Source organism: Mycoplasma sp. 394, assembly GCF_054353895.1.
In genome coordinates this window covers 137,863-160,523 of record NZ_JBTHHL010000002.1, presented here as the reverse complement: position 1 = coordinate 160,523, position 22,661 = coordinate 137,863, and the positions used below count along the sequence as shown (strand labels likewise).

Below are 22,661 nucleotides of genomic sequence, written 5' to 3'. Positions count from 1 at the left end.
TAATCCGTCCCTTATAATAATCAGTAAAGATATACGAAAATCATGTTCTTATTCTTTGCGCATAATAATTCCCGTTTACTAAGTTTAATAACGGTATATCTTCAGGCTTCGGTTTACTAGTATCTTCTTGTTGATCATCTAAACCAATAAAATTTTTTGCAAATTTTCTAAATTCTTTATATGTATCAGCTAATATTTTCACCCCAGATTCTTCATTAGGAGTTGTTGCAAAATATCTAAGATATTTACTTTGATATTGATTATAACTTTCACTCGCAAATTTATCTAAATCACTATCACTTATTAAATAATTATTATCATCATCTTTTTTGATAAAGGTATAAGTATTTTTATCACTAGCAGAATTTAAATATGCTAAAACTTCATTATAAAAATTTTCTTTTGTTTTTTCATCGATATTTACTTTATCATTTACCACATCCATAATTAGTTGATATAAATCCCCGTTATAATTTCTTTCACTAACATCGATATTTAATGCAGTCCCTTTTAATTTCGCATCAGCAGGATGAAAATTAAATTCTTCTTTTGCTCATTTTTCAAACCTTGCTTTTTTAGTTTGATACAAATTATCACTTTGTATTTTAGCATCATACGCTTTAATAATCGTATTATAATCATTTAAATTCATATATGGATGACTAATATGTGCTCTTCAATTTTGCACATCAGATATATCATAACTTTTTAGAACATAAGAAGGCTTAGCAAACCAATAATCCCAATCTTTTAAGAACGGATTATTATTTTTATTTATCTCCCCTTTATAATATAAATCTTTTACCTTATATTGATTCAGAAAATTATTAACTTCATTTTCTTTTATTTGTTGTAGCGTTAATTCTTTTTTAACACCACCCCCGGGCACTTTTTCTTTTTCCCCAGGCGACATCTGCACAGTATTTACAAATCCACAAGAAACAGCAGCGGCAGGACTCAAAATCGATCCCATTAAAAATAAAAATTTTTGTTTAAATTTCATAATTAAATAATCTCCTATAATTTATTTCATAAATTATATACTTTTTTTATACTTTATCAACATTTTTTTTATAGTTTTTGCTCGCATTCTTCATAAAATAACAACTATAACAATATTAAAAAAGATCAATAAAGAAAAAATTATTTTAACAATGTTTTTTGTTTTTTCACTTCATTGATCATCTAAATAATTTACACCATATAAATAAATACCAAAAAACCAACTAATTAATACTAAAATAACAGTAATTACAATTAAAAATTTCTTTGATAAATACCATTTTAACTTAAAACGGTCTTTTGCTTCGTTCATCTTTTTGCGATTCTTTATACTCATATTTTTTACCATAATTTTTTGCTACCGTAGTAACTTGTAAAATTTCGATATTATATTCATTAAAATTTAAATATTCTTTTGCTTTTTTATACGTTTTACAAAAACCAATAATCTTGCGAGTTTCATTTTCAAACACCTGCAGCACTAAATAATTACTTTTTAAGTTATACATCATTTCCTTTAAAAATATTTTTATAATCTTTTAATACATATCTTTTTTTATTTAATTTATTTATATAATAAATTTCTTTAATGTTATTTCAACATTCTTTTTCAAACATTTTTATATCATTTATATCTAATATCGCTTTTTGTATTTGTTTAATTTCTGCCCAATATTCTAAAAATTTTTCTTTTACTTGCTCTATATTTAAAATATTAAACGACTTAAAAACTAAGTGTCCATCTAAATAATATTTACCTTTTATTTTATAAACAAACTTTTCAAAATTATATGCTTTTACAATTATCTTTTTAGTAGCAACACAAAAATTACATAACTTACTTATATATTTACCTCGAAAATTTTTTATTAAATAGATTCTATTTGAATCCATATGAAAAAAATATAAATATTTCATTTTTACCTTTCTATATAATTATTTTGCTATTTTAGCAGAAAGGAGGGTCTTATTTATAAACTTTCTTATAACGATATCGAATCAAAATTTGATAATTACTTTAAAAAAAGAAATATTACCTTTAAAAAATTACCATACACTAAAAAATATAACTTACAATACTTTTTACATTATCAATTATCAAATATCGATATCTTTATATATAATGCTACTAATTATGATTCTGTAAACATTAATAGCAACAACCTAAATATATGTTTTATTAATCAAAATAAAAAAGAATTTAAATTTAAGAATTTTTATAATGATATTGAAAAGTATAAATATAATTTAAAACCCTTTCTTTGAATTATTTATGCTAATACATCTAATTTTTCAAAGAACAAAACCACAAGATTAAAAATTGTTACTAACTTTTCTTTTATCAGTTGTTTAGATTCTAATTTATTTACAACAAAGTAATTACTTTGTTGTTTTTCATTCTACATAATCACACTTACCAATATTTTTTCTTAAATTAAAATCTCAAAAATAATTTTTACATGTGATCGACTTTTCTTTATCAACTAACAACAAACCACACTTTGGGCACACTCGCTCCAAATATTTAACTTCTTTTTTAGGGATCTTGATTAAATTAATTTCGTTATCTACTTTTTGCTTTAAGAACAATAAATATTCTTTTCAATCCTTTAATCCCTTTGATATTAAATCTAAATTATGTTCCATATCACCAGTAAAGGATTCGGAAATGGTATCTTTAAATTTATCTATTTCAAACCTTGCTGTTAAACGGCCATTTTCTAATAAATATATTTGTTTTCTATTATTTTCTTTCGCATAGCCTCGTTTAATATTAACTTTAGCCATACTAGCATATGTTGATGGTCTACCAATACCTTTCTTTTCTAAATAATCAATTAATTCTGCTTGCGAAAACAAAGTCGGCTTTTTATTTACATGTTCTTTAATCCAGCTTATATCTTTATCAATAACATAACTTTCATTTTCTTTAAGTTCACTACTTTCTTCTAATTCTTCTGCATCTAACTTTAAATTAAGGATTTCATATCCAGCAAAAGTTCGCACTTTATCAACACCTAAAAAAACATAATCATTATTATTAAATTTAAAGGTAGTTTTTTTATATATTGAAAATGCTAAATAACACTCAAGAGTCTTATAATAAATAAGATTATAAATGTTATACTGCATCTCATTTAAATATAACTTCATTTTTTCAGGAGTATACTCAAAATCGATTATACGTAATGCTTCATGACCATCTTGCGCACTTTCTTTTTGTTTAAGTTCGTTAAATCAATAACTATCATTTCAATATTCTCGAGCAAAATTTTTATGAACATAATCACTTGCTTTTTCATTAAATTCTGCGCTAATTCTACTGCTATCAGTTCTTGGATAACTAATTAACGCTAAATGTTCACCATTAATTTCAATCCCTTGATATAAATGCTGTAACACATTTTCAATACTTTCAGCACCATATTTAAATTTAGATCCAGCGACTTTTTGTAACTGTGAAGTTGTAAATGGTCTTTGTGGCTTTTTAATATTTTGTTCTTCTACAATTACTTCATTTAAGAAAAAATTACTTGACAATTTATCTAAAACATTTTGCGCATCATTTTTACTTTCAAAATTTATTACTTCATTATTTTCATTTACCAACTTAATTTTTAAATTTTTAATCTTATTTTCAATGCTATAAGAATATTTAGGGATGTAATTTTCTATTTCTTGCATCCTTTTTTCTAAAATAACTAATGCTACCGACTGTACACGGCCAGCACTTTTTTGCCTTAATGCTCGTTGCACAACATCGCTAGCACTAAAACCAAAATATCGATCATAAATGCGTCTAGTAAACTGTGCATTTACTAAATTTAGATCGATATCCCCTTTTCTTTTAATCGCCTTGAAAATCGCACTTTTAGAAATTTCATTAAACTTGATTCTTACTGTTTTATTTTTATATTCTTGTTTTAATACTTCTTTAATATGATATGCTATCGCTTCACCCTCTCGATCGGGATCGGTAGCAATATAAATGATATTTGCATCAGATGCATACTTATTAATATCTTTAATTACCTTTGCTTTTTCGCTATCGATTATTCTTCAAGTTAGTTCAAAAGTATTAAAATCCACCCCATAAACATTATTTTTTTCACTTATTAGATCCCTAATATGTCCACCAGTTGCGATTACCTTATAATCTTTACCTAAATATGAAGATATCGTTTTTAACTTACCATAACCTTCGATGATTACTAGATCCATTAAACACCTTTTACATTAATATCTACTTGATTTTTTGTAAAATTTTCTGCTCGCTTATCTAATTCTTTTTGCGCAGCATAATAAGAAAGTTTTTGCATTTCACATGCATCGTTATATGCTTTTATCATAACTTTAGAATCACTAAATTCTTTATCTTTTCTTCATTCTTTAAAATCTAAATTACGATCAATTTTTGCTAACTTTTCATGATCCATTTTTGCTATTTCTTGTTTATTTCTTTCTTTAAATAATTTTTGTATTTTAGAATCTTTTAATACATCATAACTTGCTAACTGCACATAATTATCAACATGTTCTTTATTTTCTTTATCTGTTCATTTTCTTTCTTTTAAATAACCACTAATAAATACCTGTGTACCTTTGGTTACTGCTTGATCAAAGTATTTCGCTTGTTTATCTCATGCAACACAATTAATATATTTAATTTCTTTGCTTTTATTATCCTTAAATGCGAACACAAACTCACTTTTTTGATATTCTTTATTTTTAGCATTAAACTCACTATATTTTTGTTTAACTACCGCTCCTTTTAAAGTAACAATATAGTTATTTACTCCAATATTTGATAATCTCATTTTACTTTTCCCCTTTATTTGCTTCATATAATTTTGTAAACTCTTCATTTGTTAATAAATATAAATTATGATTTTGGATCATTACATAATCCTTTAATTGTTTTTTATCCATATACTTTCTATAAAGTTGCGCATATTTTGCTCACGGATGATTTCAAAAATCATAAATTGGATTATTAAATTCTATTTTTACCTTTAATTGAAATTCTGCATTATCTCATATACGGTATTTTTCTTTAAATGTAATTACATCCATTATAATAACTCCTTTTGTACACATTCTGCTTTAAGTTCTTTATTTTTATTATCTATATTTTCTTGTATTTTTTCTAAAATTTCTTTTAGTTCATTTGTTATATGATATTTCATAATTACTCCTATTTAATGTTTTTGTTTGTTTTTTTATCTTGTTTGGCTAATTTTGTTTGTTTTTTAAGTTCTAATTCTTCATTAATAACTTTTAACTTATTTTCACAAAGTTCTAAAAATTCACTTCATTCTATATAAGTTGTAATATATCAATCAACTATTGCATCAACTTTAATTCTTGATCGATCTACATAAAAATAATTACGATCATTATTTTTTAAATTTAGCGCTTCACAAAAATTTTTAAAACTTTCTAAATTTGCTATATCTTCATAAAATAACCTTATTTTTGCTTGTAATATTTTATTTAGATCATTAGCAAACTTATCGATTTGATCGCTATATTGTTGCATCCGTTTAAAAGTAAGTAACGGCACAGCATATTTCGTTGTAGTTAACATATTTATTAAAGAACTATACACATAAATATTAACTTGTTGATCCATTAAAATAACCTTTCTTGTTTATATTTTTGGTAACCACATATTTTTAAAATATGTTCATTATCATAATCATTCTTAATTCAACTATTCATTAAACCATTTAATATATTGCTATAAATTCTTATAATATCTTCTTTATCGCTTCGCTCGGTAATTCATATATTTAAAACGCGTTCGTTAATTTTCTTTTCTAAAATATAATAATCAACATTTTCAATTAATAAATTTACAATATCAAGTTTTTTATAATAAATTTCTTTATAAACATTTTTAGCATTTTTAAGATTAATTTGTAAATTTACTAAAATATTTTTTAAAACTTCTTTAATTAACATTACATATTTTTAATCTTATCAACAAATATTTTCTCTGTTTCTTTTATTATTGCTTCTTCTTTTTCTTGTTGCATATAATTAATCACATTTAAACCTGTATCTTCTTTTTCTCAAACATTTTTAATTATTTCTGCTTCACTCATTTTTTCGAGTTTAAAATTATCTTCTTTAACATAACTTAACTCTCTTTTAAATAATGATGAAAAATTTTTTCATTCTTTTTCGTTCGGTAATAATACTAAAGGTAAAACATAATCAATATTTGGATCATTCATTATCTTTTCTTTTTCGGTTGAAATTTGTTTATATATTGGTAAATATCAAGAAAAAATTCCTTCTTTTTTTATGTCGCTTTCTATATTTTCGAAATAACCTGTTTTTGGCTTTATATTATTTTTTATAAGATATTCTTCTTTTTCATTTTGAAAACTTTTGCTATTTTCAATTTTTTTAATAACTATTTCTTCTCCATAAGTTTTAATATCTTCATTAAATTCTTTTAAACGATTTATTACAGGGGATATAGAATCAAAATATCATCCATATTTTTTAAATAATCTCTTTTTTTCTTTTTGTCTTTTTTCAATTTCTTTTACAAATTTATCTTTTATTTTAGTTATTTTTGGATTCTTTGATTGATTATCTCAAAATAAATCTATATAAACATCTGGAGCATATAATAATTTCTTATGATCTTCATATTTATTTAGTTCTTTATGATCATAAGAATCTCTATATTTTTGGATTTTTTTATCAGCTTCTTCATTTATTATTTCTTTTTTAAATGCATCTATTATTAACGAAAATGGAATGTTATATTCATCTTTATTTTGGTCATCAAAAAATTTATTACCTTCAACAAAATAAAATTCTGGTATTAATTTTTCTGTAGTTAAAAACTTTCATTTGTCTTCTTTTATTAAAATATATTTATTTATAAAAATTTTATTTTCATGTATATCAAAAGAAAGTTCTACATCTTTTGCACTTAAACCTTTATTATCAATAATCCTTTTATTTAAATCATTTATATAATCATTTACCATAAAAAGAAAAGGAATTTTTCTTTCTTTTATTCTTGTTTTAATTACATCATGAAAAACAATATTAATTGCTCTAGATAAATTTTTATCGTTTTGAAATGTTTCTTTATATAAATTAATAATATTTTTATCTTGTTGACTAATTTCATCACCTTGCATTAATTGATCAATATGTGTTCAATTTAATTCACTACATTTAATTTTCATTACATCTCCATCAATTTTTCTAATTTTTCATTATCTTCTTGTTCTTGTTTATTTAAATAATCTATATTAAAATTATCATTATTAACTATAAAATTAAATTCTTTTTTTGGATTTAAATGATTTTCTATCAACTCATTAGTCATTTCGTCATAATCGTATTGATTTAAATATACATTTTCATCACTTTCTATTATTTCAACAAACTTAGTTTTGTCTTTTAATTCCATAAGTTCTGGTAAAAATTTCAAATAATTACTTTTTAAACCTTCCTCCTTAATTTTATTTTTAACATTAAGTTTAAATTCATCAATTGTTCATATTTGGTTTACGTTATTTTCAATCATCATATGATGTATATTTTTTGGATCGCTATAATAATCTGCTAACTCATCTCAATCTAGATTATTTAATCTTTCAAGTTTTGCATCTGTCTCATATTGAAATTCTTTTCATGAAAGATTATTTAATTCTTTTTCGCTTAATCACCCCCCCGTTTTTAATGTTTCATTTAGCATAGAATATAAATTTTTTATTATTTCATTTCTATCTTTTGATCAAAAAAAATTAATAGGATCTTCTTTACCTGTAATAGGGTCATATAAAATCGGTTCTTTTATATTTAAATGTTTTAAAAATTCTTGTTTTTCGCTTATTTTTATTTCTTTTGCTTTTGATTCTTCTAAATTTTCTTCTTCATTTTTTTTCGGATAAATATATGTTAATTTAGTATTAGTATCTTCTTTTGAAAAACAGTATTTTAATTTATCTAAAATATTTAACTCATTGACTGCGCTAACATGTCCTAATGAAATAGTTTGCTCATCTTCATAAATATATTCTTTTAAGATTTTTGAGTTCATCCGATAAAAATTTTTATAATATAATGCTAAATTACTTTTTTTATTCTTATCATTATATAAATTAGTTGTTTCTAAAATTTTTGTTTTATCTTGTGCTCGCACTTCACCAAAAATAATATCATCCCCTATATATAAAATCGGGAGCAAATACTTAGTTTGTTGTTTATTAAAATTATCTAATGAAAAACTTAGTTTTTCTTTCATTTTGTATAACTTAAAAAGTTTAATATTTTTATCTAACATTTTTTACCTCATTAATTTTTTTTAGCAATTCGATATATTCTGCTTGAAATTTCATAATTGCTTTTTCATCTTTATCATCTTTTGCTTGAATAGCATTATCAAGTATTTCGTTATGTATACTTAATTCTTGATAAATTTCATTAACTATTTCTTTTACAGTTTTAAATAATCTTTTTTGAATTAATTTTTTTAACATTAAATGTTCTTTATTAACATTTTCTTTTTTATTTTTAATTTCTTGTTCTATACTTGCTATTATTTCTAAATTTTCTGTATTTTGTTTTTTTACTTCTTCATTTTGTAAGTTTTCAATTTCATTTTTTATATCTTCTTGTATATCTTCTTGTATATCTTCTATTTCTTCTTCGCTTACCTCTTCAATATTATTAATATCTTGTTTTGTTATTTCGGATATTTCTTTTAAAACATTTTCACTTACCGGCATTAATCCTAATAAGTTAACTCCAGTATCACCAAACATATTTTCGGTCATTTCAGGGGTAATTTCCTTTCTTTTACTTTCTTCTGCTAATTTTGCTTTTAATATTTTTTCAAAATAATCACTAGATATATCTAAAATCTTTTCAGGCAACTTAATTTCATTTTGATTATAAATATAATTATCTTTTGAAAAATTTTTATATACTAACTGCGTTTTTAAATATAACGGAGCAAGTCCTTCGATAAATACCAACATATGATCACCAGGTTTTTTAGCAAGTTCTGCCTCGTTCATTAACGGTTTATCTACATATGATAAACTCGAACTATTACCACCTGCTGCATTAGTAGAATATGAATATTTTTCATTTTCTTTTGTTCCTAATTTTGAAACAATCATTTTTTTAGTATTTTCATCAGATGTATTTAAAAATCACATAAATTGTAAGTTCGACAAAATGGTAGCATCCACTTGCGAATTAGATGGAGTATTATATTTTTTAAGTTGATTCTTATCTTGTAATACCAATGAAAATAAAATATTTCTTGATCGATTAATCGCTATCTTATTATCAAAATAAGGTATTAACGGTAAATTACCAAACTCTTCTAAAAAGAATAATAAACGAGTTTTTAATTTTTCGCGACCAGTAGTTACTAAATTCTTTTTTGCTACCCCAATAGCATTTTGATAAATATCATCAATTAACATTGAAACCAACGGATGGTAAATAGTATTTTCATCTTTATAATGTATAAATATTACAAACTTTTCATCCGAACTTAAAATATTTTCTAAATCGAAAGAACTTGTATAAGAAATTAACCTCTCGATATTTTTATCTTTGGTAAAACACCCCAAAGGGATAGTAGCATTTGCTAATACTGAAGATAAAGTTGTTTCATTAATACCTGCTAACCTGATATAATCTTTATATAACTCGAGTCAATCATTAGAAAACCCTTTAAGTTGCTCCATTGTTTGTAACATTGTAACTTGATTTTCTTTTGCTGCTTTACCAGCCTCGAGTCCTTTTGCAAACAAACCCATCGATGCATTACGTTGTAAATTAGCAAAATTAAAGTCTTCTTGAGCAACTAAATCAAAGTCATATTTTACTAATAACATAAATTTACCTAAAAACGTTAATATTTGTTTACCACCTTCTGATCAAAATGCTTCTTTACCAGAATCTCAAGGGATATATTCTATCGCCTCTGCATATTTAGCAAATGCATCAATTAATAAATCCCTATTTTGTTCATTTCTTGCTTGTTCAACAAGTTTATATACCGAATGTAACGGATTCCAATTTAGCGAATTAACAGGGGATGCAAAATCAATTACATAAATTTTATAACCTTGTTCTTCGAACCTTTTACCAGTAAAAGACAAAATTTCTTTTTTCGGATCAATAATTACCATATTAGGCCTATTGTTTACAGGTAAATTAATATTATAAAGAATGTTTGGTAATAGCACCCGTTGAGTTTTACCACTACCAGTACCACCAATTACCACACTATTTCGATCAAAATTTTCGTGCGCAACCGATAATCAATGTTGTTTTTTACTAAATTTATTTACTAATACATTTAAAACCCATGCAGTCCCTTTATTAAAACCAGAATTTACATTTTTATTAAATACCTTTACGTCCTTTTCACCACTAACTTGATTATATAACCACTTATTAGTGTTTTTATCGAAACGTTTTTTAACCTTTTTAAGATCCTTGTAAAAAAGTCACACACTTAATGCGATTATAATTACAAAATACACCCCAAAAAAGATTAATTTTTCGTTAATGTTCGTTAAATTATAATTATCAACAAACAGCCTTTTTGAAAATATTTGATTAATAAGTTGTAAAGATAAATGATTACGATTGATAAAGATATACATAATCGCTAACATTACCAAAAACAAAATAATCGATACTAAAACAATAAACAAAAACTTAAAAATTTTAATAACTTTTTTTGTATTAACATTTTCTAACATTTACATCCTTCTTATTATGTTTTCATATTCTTCGAGATCCTTTGCTTTCGCGATGCGATATGCTAACGAAATTAATTTTCGATGCTTTGCATCCAAATTTCATATATCTTTATCTACTTTGTTAAACAACTTTTGATAACCACCACCATAAATTCTTTTAGTATTTTTAGAACCATATTTAGCAGCCACTTTATTATCAACTTTAAATGTAATTAATTCTTTTACAATCGCATTATTAATTTTTTGATTAAATTCTTTTGCTTCTTTATTTAACTTTAAATCAAAGTCTTCATATAAAAATTTATCATTAATATTTTTTAACTCTTCTCTAGCATCCGTTAATGAATCGTTAAAATCATCGATAACTTTTTTAAAATTACTAGAATTTTTATATAAATCATTTCGCACTTCATCAACAAATGCTTTACTTTCTTTTGAAAGTTTGCTATATCATATATTTTTTGTTGTTTTACATTCTTTTTGTAAATTAAATACAGCATCGTTATATTCTTGTTTATTAATATTTAATAAATCTTTTTTGAACATAACTTTCATAGCACGCACATTTTTTAGTTCTTTATTAATTAAATCTAGTTCACTAGTTAACGAATCAGTAAACGATTCTAATATCGACTTTTTAAGTTCATTAAACTTTTTACCAGCAATATTTTTAGTAATCCCGTAATACTTACGACCTAAATTTCGTTTTGTTTTTGTTTCAAAAAACGACAAATGAATATGCGGATGTTCAGTATTACCATGAATTGCATAATATATTTCTAAATTTTCTTTTTCAAAACCTAAACCAGAACTTTGCAGTCACTTCATTAAATTCTTAGAAACTAAATTTTTTCATTTTTCATTACCTACCATCCCGGCAGACAACATTGCATCATTACTTGAAATTACCATTTCATACATTACACCATTAAACTTTTGCATTTTTGCTTTAAGTCCTTGAGTATTAATATTTTCATAATAATCACCGCCAATTACAGCATGCATCCCAGAATTACTTGAGCCTTTATTTTTCTTGATATTTTCTTTATAAAAATCTAACAGACTGTCCACATAACTTTCACCAAAAAGACCATTAAACTTTGAATTTTCAAAATCTACCACTTTTTGATCCTTTGTATAATAATCAACCCACGCACCAGATCGCACCCAACCATTTAAATCATGTTTATTACCTAAATCCGTTTTATAATAACGATCTTTAGCAATAAAATTAAAATCAATAAATAATTCTTGCACAAAACCCCTTAGTTATAAATGCTATTTAGTTTAGAAATTAATTCTTTTTAGTTACTTTTTTAACAAAAAGAGCCTTGTTTACATATTAATCCCCAAAGCTAAAGCTTTATTTATAAATTGGTTGCTCAAGGCTGTACGGCATATCGCCGTATTTTATATGGTGACTTTTAGTTTTTTATTTTTTATATACATACATATTTTAGTTTAGTTAAGGGATTAAAGTAAGGTATAAGTTTGATTCTTAGTTAGTTTTGAAAACAATATAAAGTATTACCTACTTAGTTAATCTTGAGCAAAACAATATCTAGTTATAGATTAGTACGAACATATAACCTAGCATATTAAAATCCCGTTTATTAAGTTTATAAACACTATTTAGTTTGGAAATTAATATCTTTTTATATTAAACACCAAATAAACCGTTAAAACACCCCACAACCCTTAATTTTATATATACATATAAAACATATCTTAGTATATATTTCATATATACATCATATATAACCCCATCCTATCATCATCCATCATCCTCCATCCACCCTCTCACTTCTTTCTTAAGCATCATTTTAATGCCACAATTTCGGACTACAGGTATTTTTTTTTAAGAAAACCGTTTAGTTTTCTTAATTTATTGCTATTTTTAATAACAACTTATACAAGAAAATAGCAACTTTATATAAATTGCTCTTAAAGTTTTCTTATAAATACTAAAAATCCTTTATATCAACTTTAAGAAAAAAACCTACATTTTTAACAAAACAACTATAAATAAACAAAGTTTATATGAAAAAACATTAATTATATGAAAGGAAACCAACATAAAATAAATAAAGAAGAATGTATATTGAAAAAAACAAATATTAATATGTTAGTTGTTTTGTTAAACGATTAATTAGATAACTTTTATCAATGCAGGTTTTTTTCTTAAAGCATGTTTTTAAAATTTAATATAAAGAATTTCTAATGATTCTATAAGAACTAAATACACCATCGTTCTTTGTTCTTAAATGATTAAAGAAATTTTTATAACTTTGATTAAAATGCATCAAAGTATATTTTTCTAACATTTTTTTAATTGTTGTTTTAGAATTTGCTATTTGTAAATTCATAAAAACTTGATTATTGAAAACTTGTAATTTTTTAACTTTATCTTTAACTTTAACTTCAAGTTTGCTTAAAGTTTTAAATTTGCGTAATGTTAAGTTAATAAATAAACTTGTTTGAAGTTGTTTGTAACCAAAACACAAAAACTCGATTAATTCTTTTGTTCTTAATGTATAGTTTTTTGTTTTCTTAGATCCTTTGATCCCTTTAATAACTCATAGCATTGCATACTCACCAAAAATTGTTAAGTATGGATGATCTAAATTAGCTAAACCTAATTTTGCTAATTTTGCTAAAAGTTCAAAACTTGTTGATCGTTTAAAACCAAAAGTCATTAATCAACTTGTTCACTGCACCTTAGAATAAAACTTGTTTAAATTATCTTTCAAACGGATTCGCATCAAAACATAAACTACTCCAAGCATCCCATTTAATTTTTTGAAATTACTAGTAGACCCAGTTAATGAAAATCTATTTTCTAAAATGTAGTTTGCGATCATTAACCAATTTAACTTTTTATATTTATCAAATTTACCGTAACAACTTTTTGCGATCTTGATACATTTTTCAATATAGTTTTTTTGTTTTAAAGATATCGATTCTTGTTCTTGTTCTTGTAATTTTATTTCTGCTAACTTAGACATAAACCAACTCCTTTCAACAAAATTAAAAATGCTAGCCCGTAACGGACTAGCTTTTATATACCTTAAATTCTACGCTCTCCTTTAAAATTGAATCAGGAAGTGCTTCAAATAAAACAGATAATAAGGATTTATCGACATATATTCCATTTGGAACAGGTAATTATGACAAAGATGTAGTTATATATCCGATTAACAATAATGATATCAACCGTATTAGAAATAGATATTTTACTTATTATTATGACTTTAAATTAGTTGGAAAAAGAGGTTTAAGTTTTAGAATCGGTTTTATTGATAAGCAACATCAAGATTGCAGATATTCACCAAATCAAACTTTTACCTTAATAAACTTTGTCAATGATTATCAACAACTGCATTATCCACAAATAATGCTTAATAACCTTACTTATGATGATATATCGGTTGATAATAATAAACTTGTAAAACACACTATTTCATACTATCAATCACACCTAGATGATTTAAATCAAATTATCAAGATTAAAAGTAATAACGGAATTTTAACCTATCGCAACTTTGATTTACCAGCCTCAGAAATAAGAATCGATGAAATTCAAGCAATTGATGCAACATCTGCTTATATTCGCTTCGGTGTTAATACTTTCGATGGAAGCAATGCTTCTGGTCATGTAAAATCATTAAGTTGATTTAAAATAAACGGTTTTCAAACAGAAAATCCAAGAAGTCCACATCAAAATCCTGTTTATTCAAATAATGATGCAAATTCATTAAGAACAATTTATAATGCACCTAATAATGTTCATCGCGAAAGGGTTCTTGAACTTTATTGAAAAGATGCATTGTGAAGTATAAATAAAGATACAAATACAATTTTTTGAACACTACAACACAAAATTCTTGATCCGATGTTTACACAAAACACATCGAATCGGAAATTAATTCTTAGTTTCAACGGTGGAGCAATAATACAAAATGGATATAATATTAGTATTACAGAAAATCCTGCTTTTGATGTTGAATTTGATTATGATGAAATTAAAGAAAAGCAAATTGTAAATGTTGCTGTAGATGTAACTAAAAATAAAAAGAAATTTACATTTATGGTGCAAGCAAGTTGAAATAATAATAATATCGATTTTGCCTTATGAACCAAGAATCCAGCAAATAAAATTATAATTGATCCCAGAAATGCAACATCATCGGTAACAAAAGAGCTATCTGGATACAAGTTTTTATTTGCTAACGGTGCTGCTACTTTAAAAGTCAAATATGATTCAACACAACAAACTGAAGATTTTCATTGAAATACCAATTCATTTGATTATTCTAAAATAATGGCTAATACTTTTAATCAACCCTATTTATTCTATAATAAACCTGAATATCTTTTTGATCATAATATCTATAATCCAAACCAAAATGTTACCTTTAAATTTCATGATGGGTATAAAATGCAACTTGAATCAATTCGTTTAAACGAATATGGTAAATACAGTGAATTAGTTCGTGCAATTATCGGTAGATCAATTGCTTATAGCCCTGGAGGAGCAATTGCTACTGCATCAATGCTTGGTAAGGTTAATAACGATCCAAACGATGGAAGATTTTATGTAATCACTAACCATCATGCCCAATCAAGTGGGATTTGAGATTTTTCGCTAATATCAGGTAAAAACTTGTTCTTTAGAACTAGTGATATCACAATATCTGCTCCATTTTTACAGGAAGTTACATATGCAACTCGCGGTCGCTATGGATGAACCGATTATACAAGTGCAGGTAGTAATGAAGCAACCACCATATGAATCGGGATTCAACAATATAACAATAACGGTGATCCACTATTAAACACTAATCGTACCCCTGAACGACTCGATGCTACTATTATTATTGTAGATATTAATAAACAAATTGCAAAAGCAAGAAACGAAGGCAAATTTGATTTAGCCTTATATTTAGAAAACTGATTTAAATTAAATAATGCAAAAATTGATTACACCTGAAAATATAACAATATGAATTCACCTGTAACAAAAGATGTTGCATCAATTAGTTATCCAAGAGCAAATCAAACAGCTATATTAGATCACCGTCCGGCTCGATACTATGTTGATTCAACACTAGGGATGGATGTTGGATACCAACAAAATTATGCTCCATTTTACTCAGGTGCTGGAGCATCCGGAACTGGTAGATATATCGGTGATGATTCATTTGCTACCTTATGAAATTCTGGTGTTGGTTTTCTCTACTCGGTAAGTTGAAACTATGATGCATTAAATTACAACTATTTTGGAGTTAACTGAAACGGTGAACACCCATTTGAACTTAAAAACAAACACTCATTTGCTTCTCAAATTATTCGTGCAAATGCAGTGAATCCAAACAAATATGCTTTGCCTTGGTTTATGAAGCAAATAAAGGAGAAATAATGAAAATTCGTAAATTTAAAAAACTATTTCCATTTCTAGGACTTTCTTCTTTATTTTTTGTTTCTGCTTCGTATACACAAAATCATACATCGCATGTTAGTTATAACATTGATCCAGAAGTTAAAGAAATTAATTATTTATACAAAAATTACGTTTTAAACAACCAAATCAACTTGGTTGTTGAAGATGGTATTTCTAATGGTGCTATTGATTTATTGCAAAATTCTTTTAAAGCCAAGAATTATCAAGTTTCCTTAAGCAAACAAATTGAAGTTGGCAAAACTAATATTCTTATCGGAAATTCAGGTAATTCTGATAAATTAGTAGATAATATGATTGCAAATGATATTGATTTTAACAATGATATTCAATTTAAAAATGATGCGTATTTATTAACAAGTAGAGATAATATCATAACTGCTTTTGGTTTTAAACAAGGATCAGAATTTTATGCAGCCGCAACATTTACTCAAATCTTTAACCAACTACAAAACCGCACCATTGAAAGTTTTATCATTAAAGATTATTCAGATTACAAGGATCGCGGAATCATTGAAGCTACAGAAAATAACAACTGAAGCAATAATGAACGCTTTAAATACCTTGATTATGCTCAAAAACACAAACTTAATATGTATTTTTATGGTAATTATTACGATAAATACCTTAATTCTGATTGAAAACAATTATATGATGATAAACAACTTAATGAATTTTTAATTCCTTTTGTTAACAAGAGTTTACAATCTAACATACAACCTGTTTTTGCTTTCAATATATTTAAAAAAAATAAGATGACTAGTGAATCATTAAGTAGTGATTTTGAGAACTTCAAAGCAAAAATACAGCAACTAATTGCTAATAAAATAACTAAATTTGGTTTTATTATTAATAACAGCAGTGAGATAAATTTAAATATATACCAAGAGTTCTTTAGTAGATTTAACGATTGATATCAAGGCTTACAGATAGATAATAAAGATATTTATATCTTACTTGATAACCTTAATATCATCGATAACTTTGCTAATAAAGTTGCAAATTCTCCAGCTGATGTAACAAACTTTTTTGCAACTATTCCAAATAATTTTAAGATTATAACCACCACAAAAGATTCATATGATAAAGATTTTATTGATAATCTTGCTAATTTAATAAATAACAAAAATATTATTTTATGAAACAATTCTCTTAATTCAACATCTGCTCAAAATAACTTCGATCTCAGTGGATTTACAACTAATATAGATAAATATAAAAATATTAATGGGATTTTATTAAATCCATCATCATTTTTTGAAAATGCACAAATTCCTTTATATATGTTAAGTAACTACTTGTGAAATGCTGATAATGCTGATTTTCAAAAACTTTATAACACTGCTTTTAATGATATTATTGGTAATAAATTAGAAAACCAAGAACTTATCAAATTATTCAAAGATTTTGCTTCTAATATCTTTATAAAGGATCGAAGTGATAACACCGATATAGAAAACAAACTAACAAATTTACAAAGTTTATTAACTTCTCAAAAATACAATATAGAAGATGTTTTAGATATCCAAAATTATTTTAATTCATTAAATGATAATTTAAACAAACTTGTAGATTACTATTTTCAAAATTCATTTATCACAACTTTTTCTCCTTGAATTAATGCATTTATCGACTTAAATAATGCTCTTATAAATTCTTTGAATGCATTAATTAATCTTAAAACTAATTCAGATAACCAGTTTGCTAATAACCTGTTTTTAGCACATAAAAACCTTATTAAAGCAAATACTAAACATCAAATTAATGTAAATCAAACAACAATTAATCCTCAGATTAGTCCGAAAATTTTACAACCTTTTATAAATTATCTTTTATCTACCTTAGATGATATCCAAAATCAAAAACTTCATTTTCATCAAAAAACTATAAATGATGTACAACAAACATTTATAACTAGTCGAACTGATACTCCAAACACTGGTGCTGGAAATATTTTTGATCCACAAAACAAAGATCAAATGTTATTTACTAACCCTAATAGAATTAATAAAAATGACTATTTTGGTGTTGAGTTCTCTAAACCATTAACCTTAAATTCTATTTATATACAAATGAAAGATGGTCGCGATCATTTCTTTTATTCTAAATTACAATATCGATCAATTAATGGTATCTGAACAGATGTTAATAATCAAATTTATCAAAGATTTCATGATAACATCGAACCTATTCAGTTAAATAACTTAAATATCAAAAATGTAAGTGCTGTAAGACTTGTGGCAACCCAAAATAACCCTGAAGAGGCTTGATTAGGTATAACAAACTTATTAATTAACCAAGAGCAACTTGATACAAATAAAAACAATTACAATGATTATACCGAAGATACAGCCGATGAATCAAGCGATTTATGAAAACGCGAAGGAAGCATCGATTCAATTAAGGATGATGATTTTAATACCAACTGAGCATTTTCGGCACATAGTAATACATCGGCATTCTTACAAAATCAATCTGTTGCATTTATGCTTCCAGAAAAAAGATTAATAACCAGAATCGATTTAATCCAAGGACAACCTAACGGAAGAGATCGCCTAAGTAACTTTAAAATAGAATATTACGATGATGCATCGCATTCATGAAAACTTTTTAGTTCAAAAAATGATTATGGTAATTCATTTAACATCCACGCTCACGGATATGCAATGACTAACAAATTTAGATTTGTAAATAACACTACTGTTAATAATTCTTGATGAAGAATTGCTAGATTAAGGGTAGGTTATGATGACCTAAATCAAAAACAAGTTTTAACACCAGGATTCGAAGGGACTAGAATTTTAGGTCGAGAAAATGTTAGAAGTTCAAATCAAAACAATTCTATTGGTTTTATTACTGATAACACTGAATTTACTTCAGCTGTTTTAGCAAATGCTACAAATAATGGTTATATAAATGTAAATCAAGGTTTTAAAGTAGATTTTAAATATCCAAGTAAAGTTGCTTCAATAAGTATCTTACAAAATCCTAATAACAAACTTTCAAATGTTAAAGTTCAAGGGATTTTAAATGGTGAAACTGTTAATATTTTAGATAATGTTTTTTTAAATGATGATCTGACAAAGATAAATTTACCTATAAATACAGGTATTTTGACCGGAATCAAAGTTTTATCAACTCAAAATACACAGAGTTTTTGAGAAATAAAATCTTTTGATGTCGAATTTAATGGTGATAATACCGATCAGTATTTATATACATCATTAAAAAATTCTAATAATATTACAACTTCTGAATATAATGGAACATTTAGATTATTTTCTTTAGATACTCAAAGTCAAAATCATAATTATCAACTTAATAAGGGCGATTATATCGGAATTGACTTAAAGAAAAATTATCAAATAGCAAATATTGACTTATATTGATCTGAAAATAAAGATATTAGTTTGCTTACATCTGTTAATGGTATTGATTGAACTGAATACAAACCAAATACTGCTGCTAGATACATAATTTTATTTAACAATAGCGATAAAATTGCAACTGCAGCATTTAATCATATGGTTATTTACACACAAAACCAAGAACCTTTTGGCAGATTAATTGACACTAACATTAGCAATAATTCAACCGATACTTTCAAAACTAATGCTGCCTTTGATTCTGATTTTAATTCTGTTGTTAAAATTAGCAAAAACTTACGCAGACGCGACTTTTTAACCTATGATTTAGGTTCAAACATTAATTTACATTCCATAAAAATCTTTTCAGATTTGAATAATATCAACTGATTAAGAAATGCAGATATCCAAGTGTCAAACGATAATATAAATTGAACTACAATCTATTCAACACCAACTTATGATACTAAATTTACCTTTAATAAGTTATCTGATACAGATTATGGGTTCTATGATGCTAAATATCCAAATTATCGTTATTGAGGTGTAGATAAATTAAATATAAATGCCCGTTATATCAAAATCTTTATTAATGATAACTATCCAGAAAATCACGGATTAAACTTTAACGAAATAGTTATTAATGATGGTAAAAATATTTTAAATAATAAAATCGAGGGTTTTTCTGGAACAAATATAGATTCACAAAAAGATTATGGTGTTTTAAATCTGCTTGACCAAAACTTAGATACTTTTTATAAACCTATTTCTGAAAATGGCAGCTTAACATACGATTTTAGTTATGATACATACACAAACAAAAATCTTGAAATTTTTGCTTTAAACCCAGCAAATGCACAAATATCAGCAACCATTTATGATGAACAAAATAAAACCAAAAATACCGTTATTTTAGGTAATTTACTTGCTTATAGCACTTGATTTATTTTACCTACTGATGAACATCATAAAATAATTTCAATCAAGATAAGTTGAAGCAATTTAATACCACAAATTGCTCAGATTGTCTTTGTTGATAAACCTGATACACCGATCAATGTTGATAAATCCGAGTTACAAAATTTAGCTACAAAAAAAGATGTTGATTATCCAAATTGAACTAATGTAGATATGCAAGCATATGATGAAACATTTGCTAAGGCACAATTAGCAAATGTTTCAAAATATCTAAATCAAGATACTATTAATTATATAATTTTGAAACTTAATAATATTATTTCAAATGCTCATACAAAAGTGGATTTAACCCAATTATCAACTTTAATTTCTAATAAAGTTGATAATAACCAGCATCAATATACAAACTTATCATATGAGCAATATTTAACTATCTATAACAAAATTTTGGATATTATTAATAGCAAAACTGATATATCAATAAATGCAGCAAATGATTTGATAAATCTATATAATCAAGCAAAAGATAATTTAAAAAATTCTATTTACAATCAAGAAAATGTTCGTTTAGATTTAAGGGAATTTCAAAATTTAAATACCAATATTTATACACAAAAAAGTTTAAATGAACTTAGGGATGTTGTTGATAAGATTAATCAACAATTAAGTAAAAATACAAGTGAGGAAGAATATAAAGAGTTAAATAATACATTTATCGATAAATATCAACAACTTAAATATAACCAAAATGGTAATAGTATTCAAACATATCAAAACAGTATTAAAAATAAATTTATTGATATTTTAAAGAATCAGTGACCAAATTGAATGCAGTTATCAAAAGATTTAAATAATGAATTTATAGTTAAAGATGCAATCATAACTGATCCGAATACATCGCAGACTGCATGAGATATTAATATTAATTTTCTAAATAACTTGTTTAACAAATTTACACTAGATAAAAGTAATCAAATTCATTCATTGCAGCAAAAACTATTTATCAATCCGAACTATAAATATATTTTTTCAAATGATGTAATAAAACAAATGGATGCTTTATCAAAAGATACTGAGAATAAAATTAAAAACAATACTTTAAAATATGATGATATCGAAAAGATACTAAAACAATTAGATGTTTATAAAAGTAAAATAGACAAAGATGGTATAAATAAATTAGTGGAAGAAATTACTTTTTCGGATGAAAAAAAACTTTATTATGACATTGTAAAAACTTGAAATTCATCAGAACAATTACTCGGGATAATAGATGCTATTAAAATGTCAATAAATACAGACAATAAAATGATGGATTATTTAGATACTCTAATCAATAAAATAAATGATTCAAATAAAAAATCAGAATTTTTAAACAAAAAAGCTAATATACATACTGAATTACAATGAAATAATCTTTTAGATGATGTAAATAGCCAAATTATCAGAGAAAAACCTAATAATTTCTTGAATATTGGTTTACCGATTATTCTTGCTCTAATAATTACACCAACTATTTTATTTACCTACTACTTTGCTTATAGATATTTTTCAAAGAAAAATAATTCAAAATCTAGAAAATCAACATCCTAGGATGTTGATTTTGTGTAATTGTCTTGTGTATTACAAAGGTTTTGATAAATGTAGTCGATTACCTTGTCTATATTGCTTGTATCAAAGAAATTAATTGCAAATTCTTTTAAATTTTCAGCATTTTTAAGAATACTCTTGATTATATTTTTTTGTTCTAACTCAGTTCCGACATTTTTCTTTAAGCAACTGTGACAAACAGGACATAATTTCACCAGATTATCTATGTTATCTAGCATCTGATTATTAGAAAGTGAAATATTATGATGAATTTCAAAATAATTTCTGCTTGTTTTTCTGTGCATAAAAGTTCTATGTTCAAGTGGATATCGATTGATGCACCCATAGCAAACATCAGGAGTATTCAACAAAATGTAAGATACTAATTGTCTGTTACGGTTTACTTTTATATCTAGTGATTCTGTTTTAAATAATTGATTTCTTAGTTTTTTAACATCATATGATGATAAATCTTTATCTAAAACCAGAGAAATAAAGAAATCAATTACAGAATTTAATTTATTAGGTTTATTCTGATATGACAACTGACATTCAATGAAATTT

At 25.0% G+C, this 22,661-nt stretch carries 17 protein-coding genes; 2 read left to right on the top strand and 15 right to left on the bottom strand.

The window, feature by feature from the left end:
• The 14 genes from ACXYRQ_RS01305 to ACXYRQ_RS01240 form a co-directional block, all read right to left on the bottom strand.
• Positions 1–1,003 (bottom strand): hypothetical protein (locus ACXYRQ_RS01305; RefSeq protein WP_458614573.1); only part of this gene is annotated, 1,003 nt, incomplete at its 3' end.
• Between the two features lie 33 nt (positions 1,004–1,036).
• The gene (locus ACXYRQ_RS01300) at positions 1,037–1,339 is read right to left on the bottom strand and encodes a hypothetical protein (protein WP_458614572.1); all 303 of its coding nucleotides are present in this window, start codon (positions 1,337–1,339) and stop codon (positions 1,037–1,039) included.
• Complete coding sequence (locus tag ACXYRQ_RS01295; protein ID WP_458614571.1) at positions 1,290–1,511, bottom strand: hypothetical protein; 222 nt, start codon at positions 1,509–1,511, stop codon at positions 1,290–1,292. Before ACXYRQ_RS01295 ends, ACXYRQ_RS01300 begins: the two co-directional genes overlap by 50 nt.
• Positions 1,504–1,896: a hypothetical protein gene (locus tag ACXYRQ_RS01290; protein WP_458614570.1), complete on the bottom strand. Its 393-nt coding sequence runs from the start codon at positions 1,894–1,896 to the stop codon at positions 1,504–1,506. The genes ACXYRQ_RS01295 and ACXYRQ_RS01290 overlap by 8 nt, the downstream gene beginning before the upstream one ends.
• Before the next feature lie 486 nt (positions 1,897–2,382).
• Entirely contained in the window at positions 2,383–4,224 is a 1,842-nt protein-coding gene (locus ACXYRQ_RS01285) for a DNA topoisomerase (RefSeq protein ID WP_458614569.1), read from the bottom strand.
• Entirely contained in the window at positions 4,224–4,820 is a 597-nt protein-coding gene (locus tag ACXYRQ_RS01280) for a single-stranded DNA-binding protein (protein ID WP_458614568.1), read from the bottom strand. The genes ACXYRQ_RS01285 and ACXYRQ_RS01280 overlap by 1 nt, the downstream gene beginning before the upstream one ends.
• Before the next feature lies 1 nt (position 4,821).
• Entirely contained in the window at positions 4,822–5,076 is a 255-nt protein-coding gene (locus ACXYRQ_RS01275) for a hypothetical protein (protein WP_458614567.1), read from the bottom strand.
• 121 nt (positions 5,077–5,197) lie between these two features.
• On the bottom strand, positions 5,198–5,635 hold the full coding sequence (locus tag ACXYRQ_RS01270; protein ID WP_458614566.1) for a hypothetical protein: 438 nt from the start codon (positions 5,633–5,635) through the stop codon (positions 5,198–5,200).
• Positions 5,635–5,967, bottom strand: a complete 333-nt coding sequence (locus ACXYRQ_RS01265) for a hypothetical protein (RefSeq protein WP_458614565.1) — start codon at positions 5,965–5,967, stop codon at positions 5,635–5,637. Before ACXYRQ_RS01265 ends, ACXYRQ_RS01270 begins: the two co-directional genes overlap by 1 nt.
• Positions 5,967–7,217 carry a hypothetical protein gene (locus ACXYRQ_RS01260; RefSeq protein WP_458614564.1) on the bottom strand — a complete coding sequence of 417 codons (1,251 nt, stop codon included), beginning with the start codon at positions 7,215–7,217 and terminating at the stop codon, positions 5,967–5,969. The genes ACXYRQ_RS01265 and ACXYRQ_RS01260 overlap by 1 nt, the downstream gene beginning before the upstream one ends.
• The gene (locus tag ACXYRQ_RS01255; protein ID WP_458614562.1) at positions 7,217–8,320 is read right to left on the bottom strand and encodes a hypothetical protein; all 1,104 of its coding nucleotides are present in this window, start codon (positions 8,318–8,320) and stop codon (positions 7,217–7,219) included. The genes ACXYRQ_RS01260 and ACXYRQ_RS01255 overlap by 1 nt, the downstream gene beginning before the upstream one ends.
• Positions 8,310–10,766: a type IV secretory system conjugative DNA transfer family protein gene (locus ACXYRQ_RS01250; protein ID WP_458614561.1), complete on the bottom strand. Its 2,457-nt coding sequence runs from the start codon at positions 10,764–10,766 to the stop codon at positions 8,310–8,312. Before ACXYRQ_RS01250 ends, ACXYRQ_RS01255 begins: the two co-directional genes overlap by 11 nt.
• Positions 10,767–12,023, bottom strand: a complete 1,257-nt coding sequence (gene mobL, locus ACXYRQ_RS01245; RefSeq protein ID WP_458614560.1) for a relaxase MobL — start codon at positions 12,021–12,023, stop codon at positions 10,767–10,769.
• Positions 12,024–12,967: 944 nt separating this feature from the next.
• Entirely contained in the window at positions 12,968–13,771 is an 804-nt protein-coding gene (locus ACXYRQ_RS01240; protein ID WP_458614559.1) for a hypothetical protein, read from the bottom strand.
• 53 nt (positions 13,772–13,824) lie between these two features.
• Here ACXYRQ_RS01240 and ACXYRQ_RS01235 point away from each other — a divergent pair, with 53 nt between their 5' ends.
• Both ACXYRQ_RS01235 and ACXYRQ_RS01230 read left to right on the top strand, forming a co-directional pair.
• Complete coding sequence (locus tag ACXYRQ_RS01235; protein ID WP_458614575.1) at positions 13,825–16,185, top strand: MGA_1079 family surface serine endopeptidase; 2,361 nt, start codon at positions 13,825–13,827, stop codon at positions 16,183–16,185.
• Entirely contained in the window at positions 16,185–22,100 is a 5,916-nt protein-coding gene (locus ACXYRQ_RS01230; RefSeq protein ID WP_458614558.1) for a beta-N-acetylglucosaminidase domain-containing protein, read from the top strand. The genes ACXYRQ_RS01235 and ACXYRQ_RS01230 overlap by 1 nt, the downstream gene beginning before the upstream one ends.
• On the opposite strand, the gene ACXYRQ_RS01225 is transcribed toward ACXYRQ_RS01230, so the two are convergent.
• On the bottom strand, positions 22,097–22,642 hold the full coding sequence (locus tag ACXYRQ_RS01225) for an HNH endonuclease (RefSeq protein ID WP_458614557.1): 546 nt from the start codon (positions 22,640–22,642) through the stop codon (positions 22,097–22,099). The genes ACXYRQ_RS01230 and ACXYRQ_RS01225 overlap by 4 nt on opposite strands.
• Positions 22,643–22,661: the final 19 nt, after the last annotated feature.